This window comes from Paenarthrobacter sp. 10N417 (genome assembly GCF_056394745.1).
In genome coordinates this window covers 1-19805 of record NZ_JBFTIL010000015.1, presented here as the reverse complement: position 1 = coordinate 19805, position 19805 = coordinate 1, and the positions used below count along the sequence as shown (strand labels likewise).

At 62.8% G+C, this 19805-nt stretch carries 13 protein-coding genes; 11 read left to right on the top strand and 2 right to left on the bottom strand.

Annotated features, from left to right (window positions below; translation table 11 throughout):
- The first annotated feature begins 112 nt into the window (after positions 1-112).
- From ispD to rlmB, 5 genes are all read left to right on the top strand, one after another.
- The gene (gene ispD / locus AC1DCM_RS17625; protein WP_431118420.1) at positions 113-895 is read left to right on the top strand and encodes a 2-C-methyl-D-erythritol 4-phosphate cytidylyltransferase; all 783 of its coding nucleotides are present in this window, start codon (positions 113-115) and stop codon (positions 893-895) included.
- On the top strand, positions 895-1458 hold the full coding sequence (gene ispF, locus AC1DCM_RS17620; RefSeq protein ID WP_477519188.1) for a 2-C-methyl-D-erythritol 2,4-cyclodiphosphate synthase: 564 nt from the start codon (positions 895-897) through the stop codon (positions 1456-1458). The genes ispD and ispF overlap by 1 nt, the downstream gene beginning before the upstream one ends.
- The gene (locus AC1DCM_RS17615) at positions 1451-1807 is read left to right on the top strand and encodes a hypothetical protein (RefSeq protein ID WP_442019337.1); all 357 of its coding nucleotides are present in this window, start codon (positions 1451-1453) and stop codon (positions 1805-1807) included. Before ispF ends, AC1DCM_RS17615 begins: the two co-directional genes overlap by 8 nt.
- A gap of 35 nt (positions 1808-1842) precedes the next feature.
- Entirely contained in the window at positions 1843-3312 is a 1470-nt protein-coding gene (gene cysS, locus AC1DCM_RS17610) for a cysteine--tRNA ligase (protein WP_442019338.1), read from the top strand.
- Positions 3313-3391: 79 nt separating this feature from the next.
- Entirely contained in the window at positions 3392-4381 is a 990-nt protein-coding gene (rlmB, locus tag AC1DCM_RS17605; protein WP_442004785.1) for a 23S rRNA (guanosine(2251)-2'-O)-methyltransferase RlmB, read from the top strand.
- Positions 4382-4816: 435 nt separating this feature from the next.
- Here the strand turns inward: rlmB and AC1DCM_RS17600 are convergent, their stop codons facing one another.
- Entirely contained in the window at positions 4817-5626 is an 810-nt protein-coding gene (locus AC1DCM_RS17600; RefSeq protein WP_477519187.1) for a carbon-nitrogen hydrolase family protein, read from the bottom strand.
- A 238-nt stretch (positions 5627-5864) separates the two neighbouring features.
- Between AC1DCM_RS17600 and glgX the strand changes: the two genes are divergently transcribed.
- Genes glgX through AC1DCM_RS17585 form a run of 3 tightly spaced genes read left to right on the top strand, consistent with a single transcriptional unit; the run spans position 5865 to position 8820 of the window.
- Positions 5865-7979 (top strand): glycogen debranching protein GlgX, encoded by a 2115-nt coding sequence (glgX, locus tag AC1DCM_RS17595; RefSeq protein WP_477519211.1) that lies wholly within the window; start codon positions 5865-5867, stop codon positions 7977-7979.
- 10 nt (positions 7980-7989) lie between these two features.
- Positions 7990-8454 (top strand): guanyl-specific ribonuclease, encoded by a 465-nt coding sequence (locus AC1DCM_RS17590; RefSeq protein ID WP_477519186.1) that lies wholly within the window; start codon positions 7990-7992, stop codon positions 8452-8454.
- Between the two features lie 6 nt (positions 8455-8460).
- Positions 8461-8820, top strand: coding sequence for a barstar family protein (locus AC1DCM_RS17585; protein WP_477519185.1), 360 nt, complete (start codon positions 8461-8463; stop codon positions 8818-8820).
- Between the two features lie 194 nt (positions 8821-9014).
- On the opposite strand, the gene glgP is transcribed toward AC1DCM_RS17585, so the two are convergent.
- Positions 9015-11639: an alpha-glucan family phosphorylase gene (gene glgP, locus AC1DCM_RS17580; RefSeq protein WP_477519184.1), complete on the bottom strand. Its 2625-nt coding sequence runs from the start codon at positions 11637-11639 to the stop codon at positions 9015-9017.
- 152 nt (positions 11640-11791) lie between these two features.
- Between glgP and AC1DCM_RS17575 the strand changes: the two genes are divergently transcribed.
- The 3 genes from AC1DCM_RS17575 to AC1DCM_RS17565 are packed head-to-tail and all read left to right on the top strand — an operon-like array spanning position 11792 to position 19306.
- Complete coding sequence (locus AC1DCM_RS17575) at positions 11792-13852, top strand: alpha-1,4-glucan--maltose-1-phosphate maltosyltransferase (protein WP_477519183.1); 2061 nt, start codon at positions 11792-11794, stop codon at positions 13850-13852.
- Positions 13852-15648: a maltose alpha-D-glucosyltransferase gene (gene treS, locus AC1DCM_RS17570; protein ID WP_442019344.1), complete on the top strand. Its 1797-nt coding sequence runs from the start codon at positions 13852-13854 to the stop codon at positions 15646-15648. Before AC1DCM_RS17575 ends, treS begins: the two co-directional genes overlap by 1 nt.
- A gap of 1 nt (position 15649) precedes the next feature.
- Entirely contained in the window at positions 15650-19306 is a 3657-nt protein-coding gene (locus tag AC1DCM_RS17565) for a 1,4-alpha-glucan branching enzyme (RefSeq protein WP_477519182.1), read from the top strand.
- Positions 19307-19805 lie beyond the last annotated feature (499 nt).

Genomic DNA, 19805 nt, shown 5'->3' with positions numbered 1-19805 from the left:
CCCGGTGGTGCGAAAGCGCCGCCGGGTTTCTTTTTGCCACAAGCCAGCCGCAGCTGCGCGGAATTACCGGGCATGTGGGTATTCCATGCACATTCCGCATAACCTTGGGCGCATGAGTATTCCTTCCAAGCGCGCTGTTACGGCGGTGATCGTGGTGGCTGCCGGCTCGGGCGAGCGCCTCGGCTACGGTATGCCCAAAGCCAAAGTTCCGTTGGGTGGCGAAACCATCCTGATGCACGCCCTTCGTGGCGTTGTCGCTGCCGATGTTGCGCGCCAGATCTGCGTCGCCGTGCCCAAGGGGGATACGGAACTCCGCCAACTGATTGCCGGGTTCACCGTTGAACTGGTAGATGGTGGCCCTGAAATAACAGTGGTCGACGGCGGCTCCACCCGTGCTGATTCCGTCCGCGCGGCTTTGGCTGCTTTGGAGGACGGGACGGAAGCCGTGCTCGTTCATGACGCAGCCCGCGCCCTGACTCCCGAGCGAGTGTTCCAGCGCGTGGCCGATGCTTTGGCCTCCGGCGCCAAGGCCGTTATTCCGGCCATGCCTGTGGTGGACACCATCAAGACGGTGGCCCAGACCAGCGCTTCAGACTCTGGCATCGCCCCGGAAGTAGTCACGGGAACAGCGCCCAGAGAACAGCTCAGAGCAGTTCAGACTCCCCAGGGTTTCGACCTCGCCACGTTGCGGCGCGCCCACGACGCCGCTGAGCTCTTCGATGACAAGCAGGCCGCCGCCGTCACCGATGACGCCATGCTGGTTGAGCTTCTGGGCGTTCCAGTCCATGCCGTCCGCGGGGCCAGCCAGTCGCTGAAGATCACTACGCCCCTGGATCTCATCATTGCCGAAGGCCTCCTGGAGGGCCCTCTCGGAATGCGCTGGGTGGAAGGCTGATGGCGGCTCCGCAAGCTGCAGGCCTTCCCGGACACCTGGTCCTGCCTCGTACCGGAATCGGCATCGACGTGCACGCATTCGCACCGGAGGACGATCCCCAGCCGCTCTGGTTGGGTGGCCTCTTTTGGGAAGGTGAGCAGGGGCTGTCAGGACATTCCGACGGCGATTGCGTCGCCCATGCGGCTGCCGACGCTCTGTTTTCCGCGTGTGGAATTGGTGACCTTGGCACCCATTTCGGCACTGACCGCCCCGAGTTCGCCGGCGCCTCCGGGGTAAAGCTCCTCGGTGAGGCTGCACGGATAGTCAGGGGCGCAGGGTTCGAGATCGGCAATGTCGCCGTCCAATTTGTAGCCAACCGCCCCAAGTTCGGCCCCCGCCGCGAAGAATCCCAAAGGGTCCTGAGCGAAGCCGCGAACGCACCAGTCAGCGTCACAGCCACCACCAGCGATGGTTTGGGATTTACTGGCCGCGGCGAGGGGATTTCTGCGATTGCCACCGCCCTCGTCTACCCCGTCCAAGGAGAAACCCAGCCCGGTTCCACTGAAGGTGGGCTGAATGACTAAGGTGCGTTCCGGCGTCGTGCGTTCCGCCGTACTCTTGTCCGCGAGTGTGGCTGCTGCGCTCCTGCTTGGCGGCTGTGCAGGGACGCCGAAGATGGATGTGAAGGCCAGTTGCGAGTTTCTCAACAGTGACACCTTCAAGCCCGACGGCAACCAACAGCAGCAGTCCAAGCAGATCGCTGCCCACTATCACGAGATCGCGGACAAGCTGGCTCCGGAAATCGGCGATCCCATCAAGGAGATGGCCGCCATCATGGACAAAGCGGCGGCTTCCTCGCTGGGAGCAACCACTCAGGAACAGCAACAACAGCTGACCGTGCATTTCAACAAAATCGGCGAGTACTGCAAGTAGGCAAGTCACGCCGCGTCATCGGCTAATCTGGAGCGGTGACCCTGCGCTTCTATGACACCGCCTCCGCCGAAGTCCGCGACTTCGTTCCCCTCGAACAGGGCAAGGCCAGCGTGTACTACTGCGGGGCTACTGTCCAGGGCATGCCGCACGTTGGGCACGTCAGGTCCGCAATCGCGTTTGATCAACTGACCCGCTGGCTCGAATTCCGTGGCCTCCGCGTCACAGTAGTCCGCAACGTCACGGACATCGACGACAAAATCCTGGCCAAGTCCGAGCAATCCTTCGGCCCCGATTGGGCTGCCGAGCCGACGGCGCGGAAAGACGAGGAGTGGTGGGCTTTGGCTTACCGCTACGAGCAGGAATTCGAGAACGCCTACGAATCCCTCGGCGTCCAGCGGCCGACGTACGAGCCCCGTGCCACCGGGCACATTCCGGAAATGCACGCGCTGATCCAGCGGCTGATCGACCGCGGCCATGCCTACCCCGCACTGGACGACTCGGGAGACGTCTATTTCGACGTCCGCTCCTGGAGCAAGTACGGTTCGCTGACGCGGCAGAACATTGATGACATGCAGGGAGCGCCCGACGCCGACCCCCGCGGCAAGCGCGATGCGCGCGACTTCGCGCTGTGGAAGGGTTACAAGGACGGCGAACCCGTCACCGCCAAATGGGAATCCCCTTGGGGAGCGGGACGACCCGGATGGCACCTCGAATGCTCCGCCATGGTCACCAAATATCTGGGCACGCGCTTCGACATCCATGGTGGGGGACTGGACCTCCGCTTCCCGCACCACGAAAACGAGATGGCCCAGTCCCAGGCTGCAGGCGACGAATTCGCCAATTTCTGGATGCACAACGGCATGGTCACCTACGAGGGCGAAAAGATGTCCAAGTCCATCGGCAACACGGTGAGTCCCGCCGAAATGCTTGAGTTGGCCTCGCCCCGGGTGGTCCGGTATTACCTTGGGCAGGCCCACTACCGTTCGGTGCTGGACTACCGGCCTACGTCGCTTCAGGAAGCAGCCGCCGCCGTCGAACGTATTGATGGCTTCATTGCCAAGGCCGCGGCGAAGGTGGGGCAGCAGGTCGGTGAGCCGACGAGCTACACCGAGGGTGCCCAGGCCGCGATGCCCACCGCCTTCGTGGCTGCTATGGACGACGACCTCAACGTCCCGCAGGCGCTGGGTGTGCTGCACGAGACCGTTCGGGCGGGCAACACAGCCTTGGCCGCCGGCGACCTGGGCGCCGTCAAGGACGCCCTCTCCAGCGTCCACGCCATGACAAATGTCCTTGGCCTGGATTCCGTGAAGCGCCCGGAGGCCGTGCAAAGCCGCGAACATGCCGCACTGGAGATTTTGGTGGAAGCACAACTCGAGGCGCGCGCCGCCGCCAGAGCCAACAAAGACTGGGCCGCGTCCGACGCCATACGCGACACCCTCGCGGCCGCCGGGGTCGTCGTCGAAGATGGTGCGGAAGGCGCTACGTGGAGCCTGAAACGCGACTGACAAACCGCCGCCACCGCCGAATTGCATTGGGTCAGTAGACTGGAATGCAGACTCATTAATTTCAAGCAAGGTGGACAGAATGGCCAACCACGGTCGCCCGGGTGCAATCCGCAAGAGCAAGAAGGGCCCCTCCACGGGTACCGGAGGCCACGGTCGCAAGGCCCTCGAAGGCAAGGGGCCAACCCCTAAGGCCGAGGAGCGGACCTACCACAAGGCGTACAAGAACAAGCAGCTTTCGGAGCGTTCGGCCGCTAAGCGCGGTCCGGCACGCCCGGGTACCGGCGCCCGCTCCGGCCCCAAGGGTCGCGCAACTGAAGAGCTGGTCACTGGGCGCAACTCGGTAGTGGAAGCGCTGCGCGCCGGCATCCCCGCCAAGGCCCTCCACGTTGCGATCCGCATCGAAATGGATGACCGCGTCAAGGAGTCCCTCAAGCTTGCAGCAGAGCGCGGCATCCCGCTCCTCGAAACTGGCAAGCCCGAACTGGACCGCATGACCGAGGACGCAGTCCACCAGGGCCTGGTCCTGCAGATCCCGCCGTACGAGTACGAGGACGCTTACGACCTCGCCGAGACCACCATCGCCAAGTGGAAGAAGGGGCACATCTCCAACGCCCCGATCTTCGTTGCCCTCGATGGCATTACCGATCCCCGCAACCTCGGTGCGATCATCCGCTCAGTCTCCGCGTTCAGTGGCCACGGTGTCATCGTTCCCGAGCGCCGGTCCGTCGGCGTCACGGCATCGGCATGGAAGACCAGTGCCGGCGCAGCAGTCCGCGTACCCGTGGCCCGCGCGTCCAACCTGAACAACGCCCTCAAGCAGTTCAAGAACATGGGCATCTACGTCCTCGGCCTGGACGGCGACGGCGACGTCTCACTGCCCGACCTCACGGTAGCCACCGAGCCCGTTTGCATCGTGGTCGGCTCAGAAGGCAAGGGCCTGAGCCGGCTCGTCCGCGAAAACTGCGACCAAATCGTCTCGATCCCGATCGACTCCGCCATGGAGTCGCTCAACGCATCCATGGCCGTGGGTATCTCGCTGTACGAGGTGTCGAGGCAGCGCGCTAGCTAGCGCCAGTCCGCCGAGGCCGGCGCAAGCGAGTCCCCCGGGGCGGCGGCGCAAGCGCCATCCTCCGCGCGCTCGCTCGTTCCTCGCTTAGACGCGCGCTTCCGGATGCCGCTTGCGCCGCCTTTGGATGCTCTCTCACTTCCTGCGGCTTTTTTATGGATGCTCTATCGCTTCCCGCGGGTTTTTTATGGATGCTCTATCGCTTCCCGCGGGTTTTTTACGGATGCTCGTTCACTTCCTGACCGTTTCGGCAAGCGCTCTCTCACGTCGTCATCGTGGGGGAGCGTTTGCTGTTCTTCAGGAATGACGACGACGGCGGCACCCGGCGCGGGCGCGGGGGGTCCGGTCCCCTTTGGGCGGATGTGAGAGAGCATCGGCCCCAAAGGTAGCCGGATGTGAGAGAAGATCCGGCCAGGAGCCGCAGGACGTGAGAGAACGTCAGAAGTCGCGGCGGTTGGCCAGGACTGGGAGCTTCTGACGGGCTTCTTCCACCACGGCGGGGTCGAGGTCGGCGAAGAGGAGCCCAGGTTCGCCGTCGAGGGCTTCCAGGACTTGCCCGAAGGGGGACACGACAGCGGAGTACCCCACTCCTGTGGGCGCGGCACCCTTGACCTCAGCACCTTGCGTAGCAGGATCTCCTTGGCCACAGGCAAGCACGAACGTCGTGGTGTCCACCGCCCGGGCGCGGGACAGGAGCTGCCATTGATCGGCCTTGCCCGGTCCGGCTCCCCACGACGCCGCAACGATGTTCACCACGGCACCGCGCAACGCGTTGGCTGTGAACAGTGCCGGGAAACGGATGTCGTAGCAGGTGGCCAAACCAAAGGTGACGCCGCCGACGTCGAACGTCACTGGGTCTGTTCCCGCCTCAACCGTGTCCGACTCCGCGAAGCCGAACGCGTCGAAGAGGTGGATCTTGTCGTAGCTGGTCTCCACGCCGGGGCCTGTGACCATGAGAGTGTTCCGCACGCGGGGCCCACCGGAGTCCGAAGCAGAGCCGGGCGTGAACATGCCGGCCACGATCACCAGCTGCAATTCGTTGGCGAGCTCGCGCACCCGGCCCGCCCAGGGGCCGTCGAGAGGTTCGGCGATGTCCGTCAGGGAGTTACCGAACGCGCGCATCATTGCTTCTGGGAAAACAACAAGCTCCGCGCCGCCGTCCTTGGCGCGGCGGGCGTACTCTTCCAGAAGCCGCAGATTGTCAGCCAGGTCCCGGCCGGTGATGACTTGAGCGAGTGCAACGCGCACGATTGAACCTCCAGTTCTGTCAGTCCCAGTATGGCAAGGCTGCAGTCAACCTACAGCCGCAGCGACATATTCGGGGGAGCCGATACGAATGTGCTGTTGCCCCGGCAAAGCGTTGCAGCACGTGAGCGGCCCGGAACTACGACCGCGGCCGGTACGTACCGGAAATTTGACGTGGTGCGCGCCGTCACACGGGAGGCTGACTCAGCACTCATCCTGTATGGAACTAAACTTGCAAGCAATGGTTATGCCTATTTTGGACCCAGCAGCCGCCCTGGATGCATCGCGCCCCAGGCCATTCGGACTGAGCAAGCCCCAGCCCGACTTCTTTGATGCCGTCACGCAGCAGACAGACAACGTGAACGTTGCAGTGTTTGCACCTGACATGGAACGCGTTGAAGTGGCGTACCAGGCACCGGGTGATGGTTGGCGGGTTCACACCCTTCCCAACCTGGAGGATGGTGTGCACTTTGGCATCGTCAGCGGCATGCCGCCGGGCACACGCTACGGTTTCCGCGCCGCTCCAGCTGAGGGCGGGCTGCCGATGTCAGTACCGGCACTGGATGTTGATGACGACGGCGAACAGTCGCTGTTGCTGGATCCCTATGGTCGCGCTGTGGATCAGCGGGGCGAATTCCTCACCAGTGTCCATATGGCATCGGATTTTGACTGGGGAGACGACGCGCCGCCGCGGACACCCATGCGTACGTCGGTGATCTACGAGGCCCACGTCCGTGGTCAGACGATGCTCCACCCGGATATCCCGGAGCACCTCCGCGGCACCTATGCCGGGATGGCACACCCCGTGATGATCCAGCATCTGACCGAGCTTGGAATCACTGCCGTGCAACTCCTGCCCATCCACTTCCACCTGGACGAGTCCCACCTCCAGGACCTGGGCATGACGAACTACTGGGGCTACAACACTGCTGCCTTCTTCGCCCCTCACTCCGACTACGCTACGGAGGCTGCGCGGAACGCAGGCCCCCACGCTGTGCAGGACGAGCTCAAGGGCATGATTAAGTTGCTCCACGCGGCCGGCATCGAGGTCCTTCTGGACGTGGTCTACAACCACACCGCGGAAGCCGGACCGGACGGGCCCGCGTTGAGTTTCCGTGGCCTCGGGGAGAAGCGCTACTACCGGCACGATGCACATGGGCGCTATCTGGATACCACTGGATGCGGCAACACCTTGGATTTCAGCGATCCCGTGGTGGTGGACCTGGCGTTGGATTCCCTGAGGTACTGGGTGAACGACTTCCACGTGGACGGCTTCCGCTTTGACCTCGCCGTGACCTTGTGCCGGGACGCTGGCAACCAATTCGATCCCAACCATCCCTTCCTGCGGGCCATTGCCGAGGATCCGGTGCTGTCAGAGGTCAAGCTCATTGCCGAGCCCTGGGATGTGGGTTACGGCGGCTGGCAGACAGGGCGGTTCCCGCAGGGATGGTCCGATTGGAACGATCATTTCCGCGACGGCGTCCGGCGCTTCTGGCTCTCCGATCGCGCTGCCATGGAGGCTGGCGGCCAAGGCGGCTCAGTCGCGTCGCTGGCTGAGCTGATGGCAGGTTCGGCGAACCTGTTTGCGCCGTCCGGCCGCACACGTTTGGCCTCAATCAACTTCATCACCGCACACGACGGCTTCACGCTCAAGGACTTGGTGAGCTACGACCGCAAGCACAACGAAGCCAACGGCGAGCAGAACCGCGATGGCCACGGAGACAACCGCAGCTACAACCATGGCGTTGAAGGCCGCAGCGAGAACGAGGAAATCGTGGCGGCCCGCGCGCTTTCCGTCCGGAACCTGATGGCTACCTTGCTGCTGTCCATTGGCGTTCCCATGATCACCGCTGGTGATGAGATCGGCCGCACGCAGCACGGCAACAACAACGCTTACTGCCAGGACAATCCCACGGCATGGCTGGATTGGAGCCGTACCCAGGAAGCCAACGCCATGTTCCAGACCACCAGGGAGCTTGTGAGGCTCCGCCGGTGGTTCCTGCGCCACCAGCCCGAGAACTTCCCGGCCCACACTAATGATTCCAGCCTGCAGTGGTTCGACGACAAGGGAAAGCGCATGACGCCCGCGCGTTGGAATGATCCCAACGCGCGCTCCATCCAGCTCCTGATGGGGCACGAGGACAGCGAAATCCGCGGCTTGGTCGTGGTGAACGGCAGCAACCAGGACGTGAAGATGGTGCTTCCCGAGATCCTCAGTGAAACGGGCATCGGCAAGCGTATGTTCGAACTCCGTTTCACAACCTCGGTGCTGCATGAACGCCGGAAGGGTGCGCTGGTGGCGTCAGGCGAGCGGGATATCCTGCAAGCCAACACCATCAACATTTACCGCACCTAGGAGCCCCTGCATGAAACGGAGCAGCAGTAAACTGCTGGCCTTCGCAGCGCTGGTGATTGCCGTCGTCGCGCTTGTGGTCGCAATGGTGGGCGGCGGCCCGCTGACAGCCCCTCAGGAAACGTCAAGCGTGCAAAGCACGACGGCGGAGCCTGGCTCCGCGTCAACGCCGCCGTCCGTGGCAAACCCCTCTGCGCTGCCCACCATCAACGCCTCGCAGCTGCCCAAGGAAGCGCAACAGACGCTTGCCCTGATCGCGAAAGGCGGCCCCTACCCGTACCGGGAAGACGACGGAAACTTCGGCAACTTCGAAGGACTCTTGCCCAAGAAATCCAGCGGTTTCTACAAGGAATACACAGTCGAAACACCTGGTGCGTCCAACCGCGGCGCCCGCCGAATCATTGTTGGCAAGGACACGGCGAAGTACTACACCGCTGACCATTACGATTCGTTCAAGTTCATCGTCGAAGGCAAGTAGGAGCCCATGAAGATTTATTCCGCAGACACCTGGACCCTCGAAGAACTTCAGGACCAGGTAGCAGATGCAGGCCGCAGGACCGTGATGGTCCCCCCGGCAGCAACAAAGCAGTCAGTCCTGGAAGTCTTCGCCCAGGTCCTGGACTTCCCGGAGTACTACGGCGTGAACCTGGACGCCCTCAATGACTCCCTGCATGACTTCGCCGACGCCCTGTCCGACGACGGCGGCACTCCCGTCACGATGATCTGGCAAGTCCCGGCGGCCTACCGCACGGACCGCTCCTTCGCCGTAGTCTGCGAAATCCTGCAGGACGCAGAGCGCTACGCAGGCCGCGACCTCGCCGTCATCGCCGTCTTCGAAAATTAAAGAACGAAAGACCGCACACTCCTGCAAGGACCTCCGAGAACCCGAAGGACACGAGGCGCCACAAAAGCGGAATTGACCGCGAACCACGGCAGAGCTAAACCCCAATGGGCGACCGTGACCCGGCAGCGTGCGTCAAAAGCGAGGAACGAGCTAGCACGCCGAGGGTTACGGCCGCCCAACGGGCGAAGCAAGGATCAGGCGTTCGCGATCAACCCAAGTTCAGCTTTGGAAGCCAGCGCCGAGTGCTTCGGGAACACGCGGACGGTGTAGCCGAAGGAGCCTGAGCGGTTGATGACCAGGTCGCCGTGGAACAGGTGGCGTCCGCCGCCGAGGTTCTCCAGGGACTCCAGTTCGGCTACGACGATGTCCTCGAGCTCGTCGGATTCCTCGGCGCGTCCGAACGCTACTTCCACGGAGACGTCGTCGGGGGTTAGGTTGTGCAGCGCCACGTAGGCGTTGACCTGCAGGCTGTCGCCAACCTGGGGTTCTTCGGACACTCCGACCGAGTCGACGTGTTCCACGACGACCTCAGGCCAGGCGCTGCGGACCTTGGAGGTCCAGGCTGCGAGTTCCTTGGCTTCCTTGAACGATTCAGCGGTGGCCCGACGCCCGGCTACTGCTGCGGGGCAGTACAGGTTGTTGACGTAGTCGTGGAGCATGCGTTCGGCTGAGACTGCCGGACCCAGGTTCGCCAGGGTGTGCTTGATCATGGACACCCAGTGCGTGGGAACTGTTTCGCGGCTGGATTCGGAGGGTCCTGCTGCGCCGGCGCCTTGGGCCACGGTGGTTCCGTAGAAGCGCGGTGCTACCTGGGTTTCCAGCAGCTCGTAGAGTGCGGAAGCTTCGATGTCGTCGCGTTCGTCGGCGGATGCGCCGTTGTTGGCTGTGGGGATTGCCCAGCCGTTTTCGCCGTCGTACATTTCGTCCCACCAGCCGTCCAGGACGGAGAGGTTGAGTGAGCCGTTGATGGCTGCCTTCATCCCGGATGTGCCGCAGGCTTCCAGCGGCCGCAGTGGGTTGTTGAGCCAGACGTCGCAGCCGGGGAAGAGGGTGCGGGCCATGGCGATGTCGTAGTTCGGGAGGAACACGATCCGGTGGCGCACTTCGGGGTCGTCGGTGAACCGGACGAGGTCCTGGATCATTTTCTTGCCGGCGTCGTCTGCGGGGTGGGATTTGCCTGCGATAACCAACTGGATGGGGTGCTTGGGGTCCAGGAGGAGGGCCTTCAGACGTGCGGGGTCGCGCAGCATGAGCGTGAGCCGCTTGTAGGTGGGCACGCGTCGGGCGAAGCCGATGGTCAGCACGTCCGGATCCAGTACGTTGTCCGTCCAGCCAAGCTCGGCGTCGGCGGCGCCGCGTGTCTTCCACGAGGCGCGCAGCCTGCGTCGGACGTCTTCGACGAGCTGGGTGCGCAGTTGCTTGCGGAGGCCCCAGACGTCCTCGTCACTGACGTTGTAGGCGAGGTCCCAGCGGCCCAAGGCTTCGGCTTCTGGACCGAATTGTTGCCGTGCCAGGGTCGATATCCGCGGGTCCACCCAGGTGGGGACGTGGACGCCGTTGGTCACGGAGGTGATGGGGATTTCGGAGTGGTCGAATCCGGGCCAGAGGCCGGAGAACATTTCCCGCGAAACCACGCCGTGCAGCTTGGCGACGCCGTTGGCGCGCTGGGCGAGGCGCAGGCCCATGACTGCCATGTTGAAGACGGAGGGGTTGCCGCCGTCGTAGTTTTCCCGGCCGAGTTCCAGGATCCGGTCCACAGGCACAGCAGGGGCGAGCCCGGCTTCGAAGAAGTGCTTGATCTGGAGGGTCTCGAAACGGTCGATCCCTGCCGGTACGGGGGTGTGCGTGGTGAAGACGGTGGATGCACGGCCTGCAGCGAGGGCTTCGTCCCAGGTGAGGGGATCAGTCGCGTCGGACATCGCTTCCTGGATGCGTTCGATTCCCAGGAATCCTGCGTGGCCTTCGTTCGTGTGGAAGACTTCCGGTGCGGGTGTGCCCGTCAGTTCCTGGTAGACGCGCAGGGCCTTGACGCCGCCCATGCCCAGCAGCAGTTCCTGTTGGAGGCGGTGATCGCCGCCACCGCCGTACAGGCGGTCGGTTATGCCGCGCGCGGCTTCGTCGTTGGAGGGGACGTTGGAGTCCAGCAGCAGCAGCGGAACGCGTCCCACGTCGGCACGCCACACGTGCGCGTGAAGCTCGCGGCCGTTGGGAAGCGGAAGCGAAATGTGCACGGGCTTGCCCGGAGCGCCGTCCTTGGAGGGCTGGCGCAGAAGCGTCAGCGGCAGGCCGTCCGGGTCCAGTACCGGGTACGTTTCCTGCTGCCAGGCGTCACGGGACAGCGACTGCTTGAAGTAGCCGGCCTGGTAAAGGAGCCCGACGCCGATCAACGGCACCCCGAGGTCCGATGCGGCTTTGAGGTGGTCACCAGCGAGGATGCCCAGGCCACCGGAGTACTGGGGGAGAACCTCGGTGATGCCGAATTCCGGCGAGAAGTAAGCGATGCAGGCCGGGGCTTCTTCACCCAGGCCCTGGTACCAGCGGGGCTCGCTGAGGTAGCGGTCCAGATCGGCTGCAGCTTCCTGCACCCGGTTTACGACTTCGCCGTTGCTGGCCAGGTCCTGCAGCTGCTCCCTGCTGATGGACCCCAGGAGGGCGATGGGGTCGTGCTGCGCGGCCTCCCAGAGAGCCGGGTTAAGGCTCGCAAAAAGTTCCCTGGTGGGCCGGTGCCAGGACCAGCGCAAGTTGGTCGCCAAGCGGGCCAGGGGCCGAATGGGCTCAGGGAGGACGGTACGGACTGTAAATCTTCGAATTGCCTTCACGAGCGCCACACTAACGGACTCACATGGCAGTCGGAACTTGTTTGGGTTTCTTTTAGGTAAAAGTCATCTTGCGTCGTGAAGATGGCTCGTGTGCTTAGCATTCTTGGATTTTTGTCGCTAACGTCGTGGTTGTGACGAATACCTCGCGAACCATGACCGCTTTGAAATCCAAGACGAAAACGGACATCACCGCCGGACTTCGCTTCGGCCGGTTCCCCATCACGGCCGTCCAGCCGGTGGTTGAGGGTGGCCGGTTCCCCGCGAAGGCCCTTCCGGGTGAGGATCTCGCCATCGGGGCGACCGTCTTTCGTGAAGGACATGATCAACTCGGCGTCTCCGCCGTCCTGCTCGATCCCAAGGGCAAGGAGCGCCAGCGGGTCCGCATGGCACCGGCCAAGGATGAGCGCTGGAAAGGCTTGGACCGCTGGGAGGGTTTGCTGTCGCCGTCCGGCACGGGCGCGTGGTCTTTCGTCATTGAGGCTTGGCACGACCGTTATGGAACGTGGCACCACAACGCTGAAGTCAAAGTGGGCGCCGGCATTGACGTCGAGTTGATGCTCGCCGAAGGCGCTGCCCTCCTTTCGGAAGCARCCGACGACGACGCCGGTCGCACCGCGGCGGAGAAGCGCACCCTGCGTGCCGCTTCAGTCGTCCTCGCCGACACCACCAAATCTGCCGAGGAGCGCCTTGGCGCCGGTTTCAGCCCAGAGGTGCTGGCCGCCGTCGGACGCGTTCCGATCCGTGAGCTGGTGACGGTTTCGGAGCCGTTCCCGCTGCAGGTGGAACGTGACCTCGCGGGCCGTGGTTCCTGGTACGAGTTCTTTCCCCGCTCCGAGGGCGCGGTTTTGGATCACGCCTCAGGTATCTGGACCTCGGGCAACTTCCGCACCGCAGCGAAGCGCCTGGAGGCCGTTGCGGAGATGGGCTTCGATGTCATCTATCTGCCGCCTATCCACCCGATCGGTTTCCAGCACCGCAAGGGCCGCAACAACACCCTGACACCGGGCCCCCAGGACCCGGGTTCGCCGTGGGCCATTGGTTCCAAGGACGGTGGCCATGATGCCATTCACCCGGATTTGGGCACTTTTGAAGATTTTGACGCTTTTGTTGCCCACGCCCGCGAGCTCGGACTCGAAGTTGCACTGGACTTGGCGTTGCAGGCAGCCCCCGACCACCCCTGGGTGACGTCAAACCCGGAATGGTTCACCACCCGTGTGGATGGGTCGATCGCCTATGCCGAAAACCCGCCAAAGAAATACCAGGATATTTATCCCCTGAACTTCGATAACGATCCCGCAGGCCTTTCCAAGGAAATCCTGAGGATCGTCCAGTTGTGGATCAGCCATGGCGTGAAGATTTTCCGCGTGGACAATCCGCACACAAAGCCTGTCTGGTTCTGGGAATGGTTGATTGGAAAGATCAACAAAAAGAACCCAGAGGTAGTTTTCCTGGCCGAGGCTTTCACTCGTCCACCCATGATGCACGCATTGGGCAGGGCAGGGTTCCAGCAGTCCTACACCTACTTCACCTGGCGGAACACCAAGACTGAACTGGAGCAGTATTTCCATGAGGTCAGCCACGAGAGCGCAGCTTTCTTCCGGCCCAACTTCTTTGTAAACACGCCGGACATCCTCACGGAGTACCTCCAGTACGGTGGTCCCGCGGCCTTCCGCATCCGAGCTGTCCTGGCTGCCACGGCGAGCCCGCTCTGGGGCGTGTACGCCGGCTACGAGCTGTACGAACACGTGGCACGGCCAGGTGCGGAAGAGTACATCGATAACGAAAAGTACGAGTACAAGGCCAGGGACTGGGAAGGCGCTGCCGCGTCCGGCCGCACGCTCGCGCCGTACATCACCAGGCTCAACACCATCCGCAAGGACCACCTTGCCCTGGGCGACCTGCAGAACCTGACGTTGCACAGCAGCACGGATGACGCAACGATCGTCTACTCCAAGCACAAGACGCTGCCGGACGGCACGAAGGACACCTTGATCATCGTGGTCAACGTGGATCCGCACAGCGCCCGCGAAAGCACGGTCTCCCTGGACTTGGCGGCCCTGCAGCTGGACCCTGCGGACTTCAACGAGGACGGCCGGTTCCTGGTGGATGACTTGATCAGCGGGCAGAGCTGGTGGTGGGGTGAACACAACTACGTCAGGCTCGACGCACACGTGGAGCCCGCACACATCCTGAGCATCCGGAGGCAGCCTTAGTGAGTTTTTCTCCGCAAAACCCGAGCCAGTACTTCACTCCGAAGAACACCTTCGAGCTGAATGCCCCCGGTCTCCAGCATGATCCGCACTGGTACCGCAAGGCAGTCTTCTACGAAGTACTGGTGCGGGCCTTTGCGGATGCCAACGGGGATGGCTCCGGTGACTTCCACGGCTTGATCGAGAAACTGGACTACCTTCAATGGCTGGGCGTCGACTGCCTCTGGTTGCCGCCGTTCTTCCATTCACCGTTGCGTGATGGCGGCTATGACATCGCTGACTACACCTCGGTGCTGGACGAGTTTGGCACCATCAGCGACTTCAAACGCCTCGTGGCGGAGGCGCACGCCCGCGGCGTCCGGGTGATCATCGACCTCCCGCTGAACCACACCTCGGACCAGCACCCGTGGTTCCAGGAATCGCGGAAGGACCCCACGGGTCCCTACGGCGATTTCTATGTCTGGAGCGATACGGATGAGAAATACCAGGATGCGCGCATCATCTTTGTGGACACGGAGGAATCCAACTGGACCTTCGACCCCATCCGGCGCCAATTTTTCTGGCACCGCTTCTTCAGCCACCAGCCGGACCTGAACTTCGAGAACCCCAAAGTCATCGAGGCGCTCTATGACGTGATCCGGTTCTGGCTGGACCAGGGAATCGATGGCTTCCGCGCCGACGCCGTTCCGTACCTCTTCGAGGAGGAAGGGACCAACTGCGAGAACCTGCCGGCCACCCACGCTTTCCTGCAAGATCTGCGGCGGATGGTGGATGCCAATTACCCCGGACGCGTGATCATCGCCGAGGCAAACCAGCCACCCCAGGAGGTTGTGGAGTACTTCGGCACCGACGAAGCCCCGGAATGCCACATGGCCTTCCACTTTCCGATCATGCCCCGGCTCTACTACGCCCTCCGGGACCAGAAGGCGGCTCCGATCATCCAGACCCTGAGGGAAACTCCGGAGATTCCCAAGGGCGCCCAGTGGGGGACCTTCCTGCGGAACCACGACGAACTCACGCTGGAGATGGTCAGTGCGGACGACCGCGCCGCCATGCTTGGCTGGTACGCACCGGACCCCAGGATGCGCGCAAACATTGGTATCCGACGGAGGCTGGCTCCGCTGCTGGACAATTCCCGGGCTGAGATTGAGCTCATTAACGCTCTGTTGCTCTCCCTGCCGGGAAGCCCCTTCCTCTATTACGGGGACGAAATCGGCATGGGGGACAACATTTGGCTCGATGACCGCGACGCCGTCCGCACCCCCATGCAATGGAACCCGGACAGGAACGCGGGTTTCTCAGGCGCGGACCCGGGCAAACTGTACCTGCCGGTGATCCAGTCCCTCGTCTACAACTACAGCATGGCCAACGTTGAAGCAGAGGCCGCGCATTCAGGCTCGCTGTTGCGATGGACCCGGCAGATCCTCAGCGTGCGAAGGAACCACCCTGTGTTCGGCCTGGGAGGTTTCCGCCACATCGAAGCGGACAACGAGGTTGTTCTGGCCTATGTCCGGGAACTGCCGGCGGGCAATCCTGAAGGCGAGGACGCAGAGACGATTCTGTGCGTCTTCAACCTGTCGCAGCACCCGGTGGCCGCCACGCTGGATCTGCCCGAATTCGCGGGCAGAGGCTTCCGCGACATTTTCGGTGGCCAAACATTCCCGCCTGTGGGGGACAACGGCCAACTGACGGTCATGCTGGGTAGCCACAACTTCTATTGGCTGCGGCTGCGCTCTGCGTTTTCCAACCCCTCATCGCCATTTACCCAGGCGATTCCCGTGGTGTCGACCAAAGGATGAGATGAAAAAGGGAACACTTGACCCCTCGATCGAAAGTCTTCTCCGGAGCTGGCTTCCCACCAAACGCTGGTTCCCGGTGAAGAGTCCCGACTTTGCGCTGGAGCGTGTTGGCGGCTTCAACCTCCCATACCCGGAAGGTAGCGCCGGATTGCAGGTTGAACTGCTCGCCGTCACGTATCGGACGGCCGACGGCGGTCACCGGACCGACGTTGTCCAGGTCCCGTTGAGCTTCAGAAGCCAGCCGTTGCCGGAGGCCCCCACAGCTTTGCTGGGGGAGGTCACGGACCCGGAACAAGGGCTGCGACTGGTGTACGACGCCGTCTACGACCCCGAGTTCATTACCGCGTGGTTGGATCTCATGCGGCGCGAGGGCGCCGTGGGTGACGGTCTTGCCGCGGGCCATCTCACGCGTGGCCGCGTGGCCCTTCCGGAAGGGCCCACCTCGGTCCGCGTGCTTTCCGGGGAACAGTCCAACACGTCCGTCATCATTGACGACGGCGGTTCAATGGCGATCGTGAAGATCTTCCGCGTGCTGGCGGCCGGCAGGAATCCCGAAGTGGAGCTGGGTGCCGCGCTGACGGCGGCGGGGACCACCGAGGTCCCGGCCACGCTCGGCTGGATCACGGGTTCCTGGGAGGGCCAGGGCCCAAGCGGTCCGGCCACTGGCGAGCTCACGGTTGCCCACGAATTCCTGTTGCGCGGACTGGACGCCTGGCGGCTGGCTGTCGAAGCGGCCGCAGCCGGTGCCGATTTCACACACGAGGCCCATGAACTGGGTGCTGCTACAGCTACGGTCCACGCCAGGCTCGCGGAAACTTTCGGCACACTGGATGGCCAGACGGAGGGCGCCAACATCATTGGTACCCTGGCCCGACGTGTCCGCCAGTCATGGGCGGAAGCGGCTTCCGCCGTCGGGCCTTATGAGGGCAATCTCGAAGAGCTGCTGGCCACGCTGCATCCCCGCGATGTGGGTCAGCTGCAGCGCGTCCACGGCGACCTCCACCTTGGCCAGATCCTCAAGGTTCCCGGAAAGAATGGGGCACCGGGTCGGTGGGCCATCCTGGACTTCGAAGGCGAGCCCCTCAGGACCATTAACGAGCGCAACACTCCCGATCTCCCCTTGCGGGACGTTGTGGGAATGCTCCGCTCCTTCGACTACGCGGCAGGAGCCGCTGTTCGTGAGAACGCCGAAGCCAAGGTGCCCTCGACATGGGCGGACGACTGCTCCACCGCGTTCCTGGCTGGTTACAGCGAAGTCATGCCGGGAACCATTGACCGCCGCTCGCCACTCTTTGTGGCATTGTGGCTGGACAAGGCCTTATATGAGGTGGTCTATGAGTTGCGGAACCGGCCGGACTGGCTGTCCATTCCGGTCAACGCATCACGGCAAATCCTCGACAACACGAGCCGCGGCAAGCACGCCGCGGCTACAGCGGAAGGTAATGAAATGACAGGCTCTGCACGCACCGAACGGCCCCGAGTTCCCCTGCATGTGGACTCCGAGACCTTGGCCCGCGTGGCAGCTGGAGCCCACCACGCACCACACTCCGTGCTCGGCGCCCACCTGGACGATCACGGCCACGTCACCATCCGGACCGTGAAGCACCTCGCCAAGTCGGTAACGGTGGTGACGGAGGCCGGACGCGCTGCCATGGAGCACGAGGCCAACGGCATTTGGGCCGTCGTCCTGGATCCACTGCAACATGGCCATGTTCCGGACTACCGTCTGGAAGTGGTGTACGACGCCGAACCGGTCACCATTGATGATCCGTACCACTACCTGCCTACCGTGGGTGAGGTGGACCTGCACCTCATCGGCGAAGGCCGGCACGAGCGCCTCTGGGATGTCCTTGGCGCCCACATCCAGCACTACCGCTCTTCGTTGAGCGAAGTAGATGGTGTTTCCTTTGCTGTCTGGGCCCCGAACGCCCAGGCGGTCCGGGTCAAGGGTGATTTCAACGGCTGGGATGGCCGTAGCCACGCAATGCGTTCCCTCGGCTCGTCCGGTGTTTGGGAAGTCTTCATTCCGGGGGTTGTAGCAGGGGCGTGCTACAAATACGAGATCCTGAGCAAGTCCGGGCACTGGCTGGAAAAGGCTGACCCCTTGGCCTTCGGCACGGAAGTTCCGCCACTGACCGCATCCCGCGTGGTGGACTCCAGCTACCGCTTCAAGGACGCCGAGTGGATGACTGCGCGCGCAGAAAAGGACCCGCACAACTCACCCATGAGTGTCTACGAAGTGCACCTGGGATCCTGGCGCCTTGGCTTGGGCTACAAGGAGCTGGCCAAGGAACTGGTTGACTACGTGAAGTGGCTCGGTTTCACCCATGTGGAATTCATGCCCGTGGCAGAGCACCCCTTCGGTGGTTCCTGGGGCTACCAGGTCACGTCCTACTTTGCCCCGACATCCAGGTTCGGGCACCCCGACGAGTTCCGTTTCCTGGTGGATTCCCTGCATCAGGCCGGCATCGGCGTCCTGCTGGACTGGGTCCCGGCCCACTTCCCCAAGGATTCGTGGGCGCTGGCTCGCTTTGACGGCGAGGCACTGTACGAGCACTCAGATCCCAACCTGGGCGAACACCCGGACTGGGGCACACTGATCTTCGACTTCGGGCGCACCGAGGTACGGAACTTCCTTGTTGCCAACGCGCTGTATTGGCTCGAAGAATTCCACATCGATGGACTTCGCGTGGACGCTGTGGCCTCCATGATCTACCTCGACTACTCCCGCGAGGAAGGGCAGTGGCGACCCAACAAGTTCGGTGGCCGCGAGAACCTCGAGGCAATTTCCTTCATGCAGGAGGTGAACGCCACCGTCTACAAGACGCACCCTGGCGCGGTCACCATTGCCGAGGAATCCACCGCATTCCCCGGTGTCACGGCACCCACCAACCACGGTGGGCTCGGCTTTGGCCTCAAATGGAACATGGGGTGGATGCACGACTCCCTGAAATACATCTCCGAAGACCCCATCAACCGCCGCTGGCACCACGGCACCATCACGTTCTCCATGGTCTACGCCTTCTCGGAGAACTTCCTCCTGCCCATCAGCCACGATGAAGTAGTCCACGGCAAGGGATCAATGCTTCGCAAGATGCCCGGTGACCGTTGGYAGCAACTGGCAAACCTCCGCGCCTTCTTCGCCTACCAGTGGGCACACCCTGGTAAGCAGCTCATTTTCATGGGTACCGAATTCGGCCAGGAAGCGGAGTGGTCCGAGCAGTACGGACTCGACTGGTTCCTTGCTGACATCCCGGCGCATCGTGGACTCCAACTCCTGGTCCGTGACCTTAACGGCCTCTACAAGTCAACGCCTGCACTGCATGTCCGCGACAACGAACCTGCCGGCTTCCAGTGGATCAACGGTGGAGACGCCGACCACAACGTGCTGACCTTCATTCGCTGGGACCACGATGGCAAGCCGTTGGTGTGCGCAGTGAACTTCTCCGGAGGCCCGCACAACGATTACATCCTGGGAGTGCCGGAAGCAGGGGAGTGGGTTGAAGTCCTGAACACCGATTCCGAGACTTACGGTGGCTCGGGCGTCATCAACGCTGGAACGCTGAAAGCCACCTCACCTGGAACGGACGGCCAGCCGGCGGCATTGACCGTAACACTCCCGCCGCTTGGCGCGTCCTGGTTCACGCTGGCTGAGTAGTTCTTCAAGCCGAACAGTTCTTCAAGGTCAGGGAGGGTCCGGGGCAACAATGCTCCGGACGCTCCCTGACTGCGTCCGGGGGTTGTTGGGTTTGGGTGCTTAGCCGGGTTTCCGGGGTAGTTGTGGCGCCAAGGTGCCCCTCTTTGAGTGGCTTTGCCATCTCGGCTGAGTAGGGGTATAGTTAGTACCCGCGCTGGTCCCCGAGTGGAGATCGCCAAGCTGACAAGAAACCGCAAGGAAAAATCAAGTCAAGCTTGCCGATTTGACTCCGAGAGATCCAGCCGGTAAGTTTGAAAAGTTGCTCCGGAGCGATCCAGCGAAGGCTGGTGGTACTGCTTTGGAATAGTGACCTGTTGTTTGAGAACTCAATAGTGTGCCAAGTTTGTTGATGCCGATTGTTTTATTGATTGGTTGAAATTATGGCCAGGCCGTTGCGCACCCCCGTGTGTGGTGGTTTGGTTTTCAGCTGGTTTCGAATTTTGTGCAGCCGTGCCTGTCG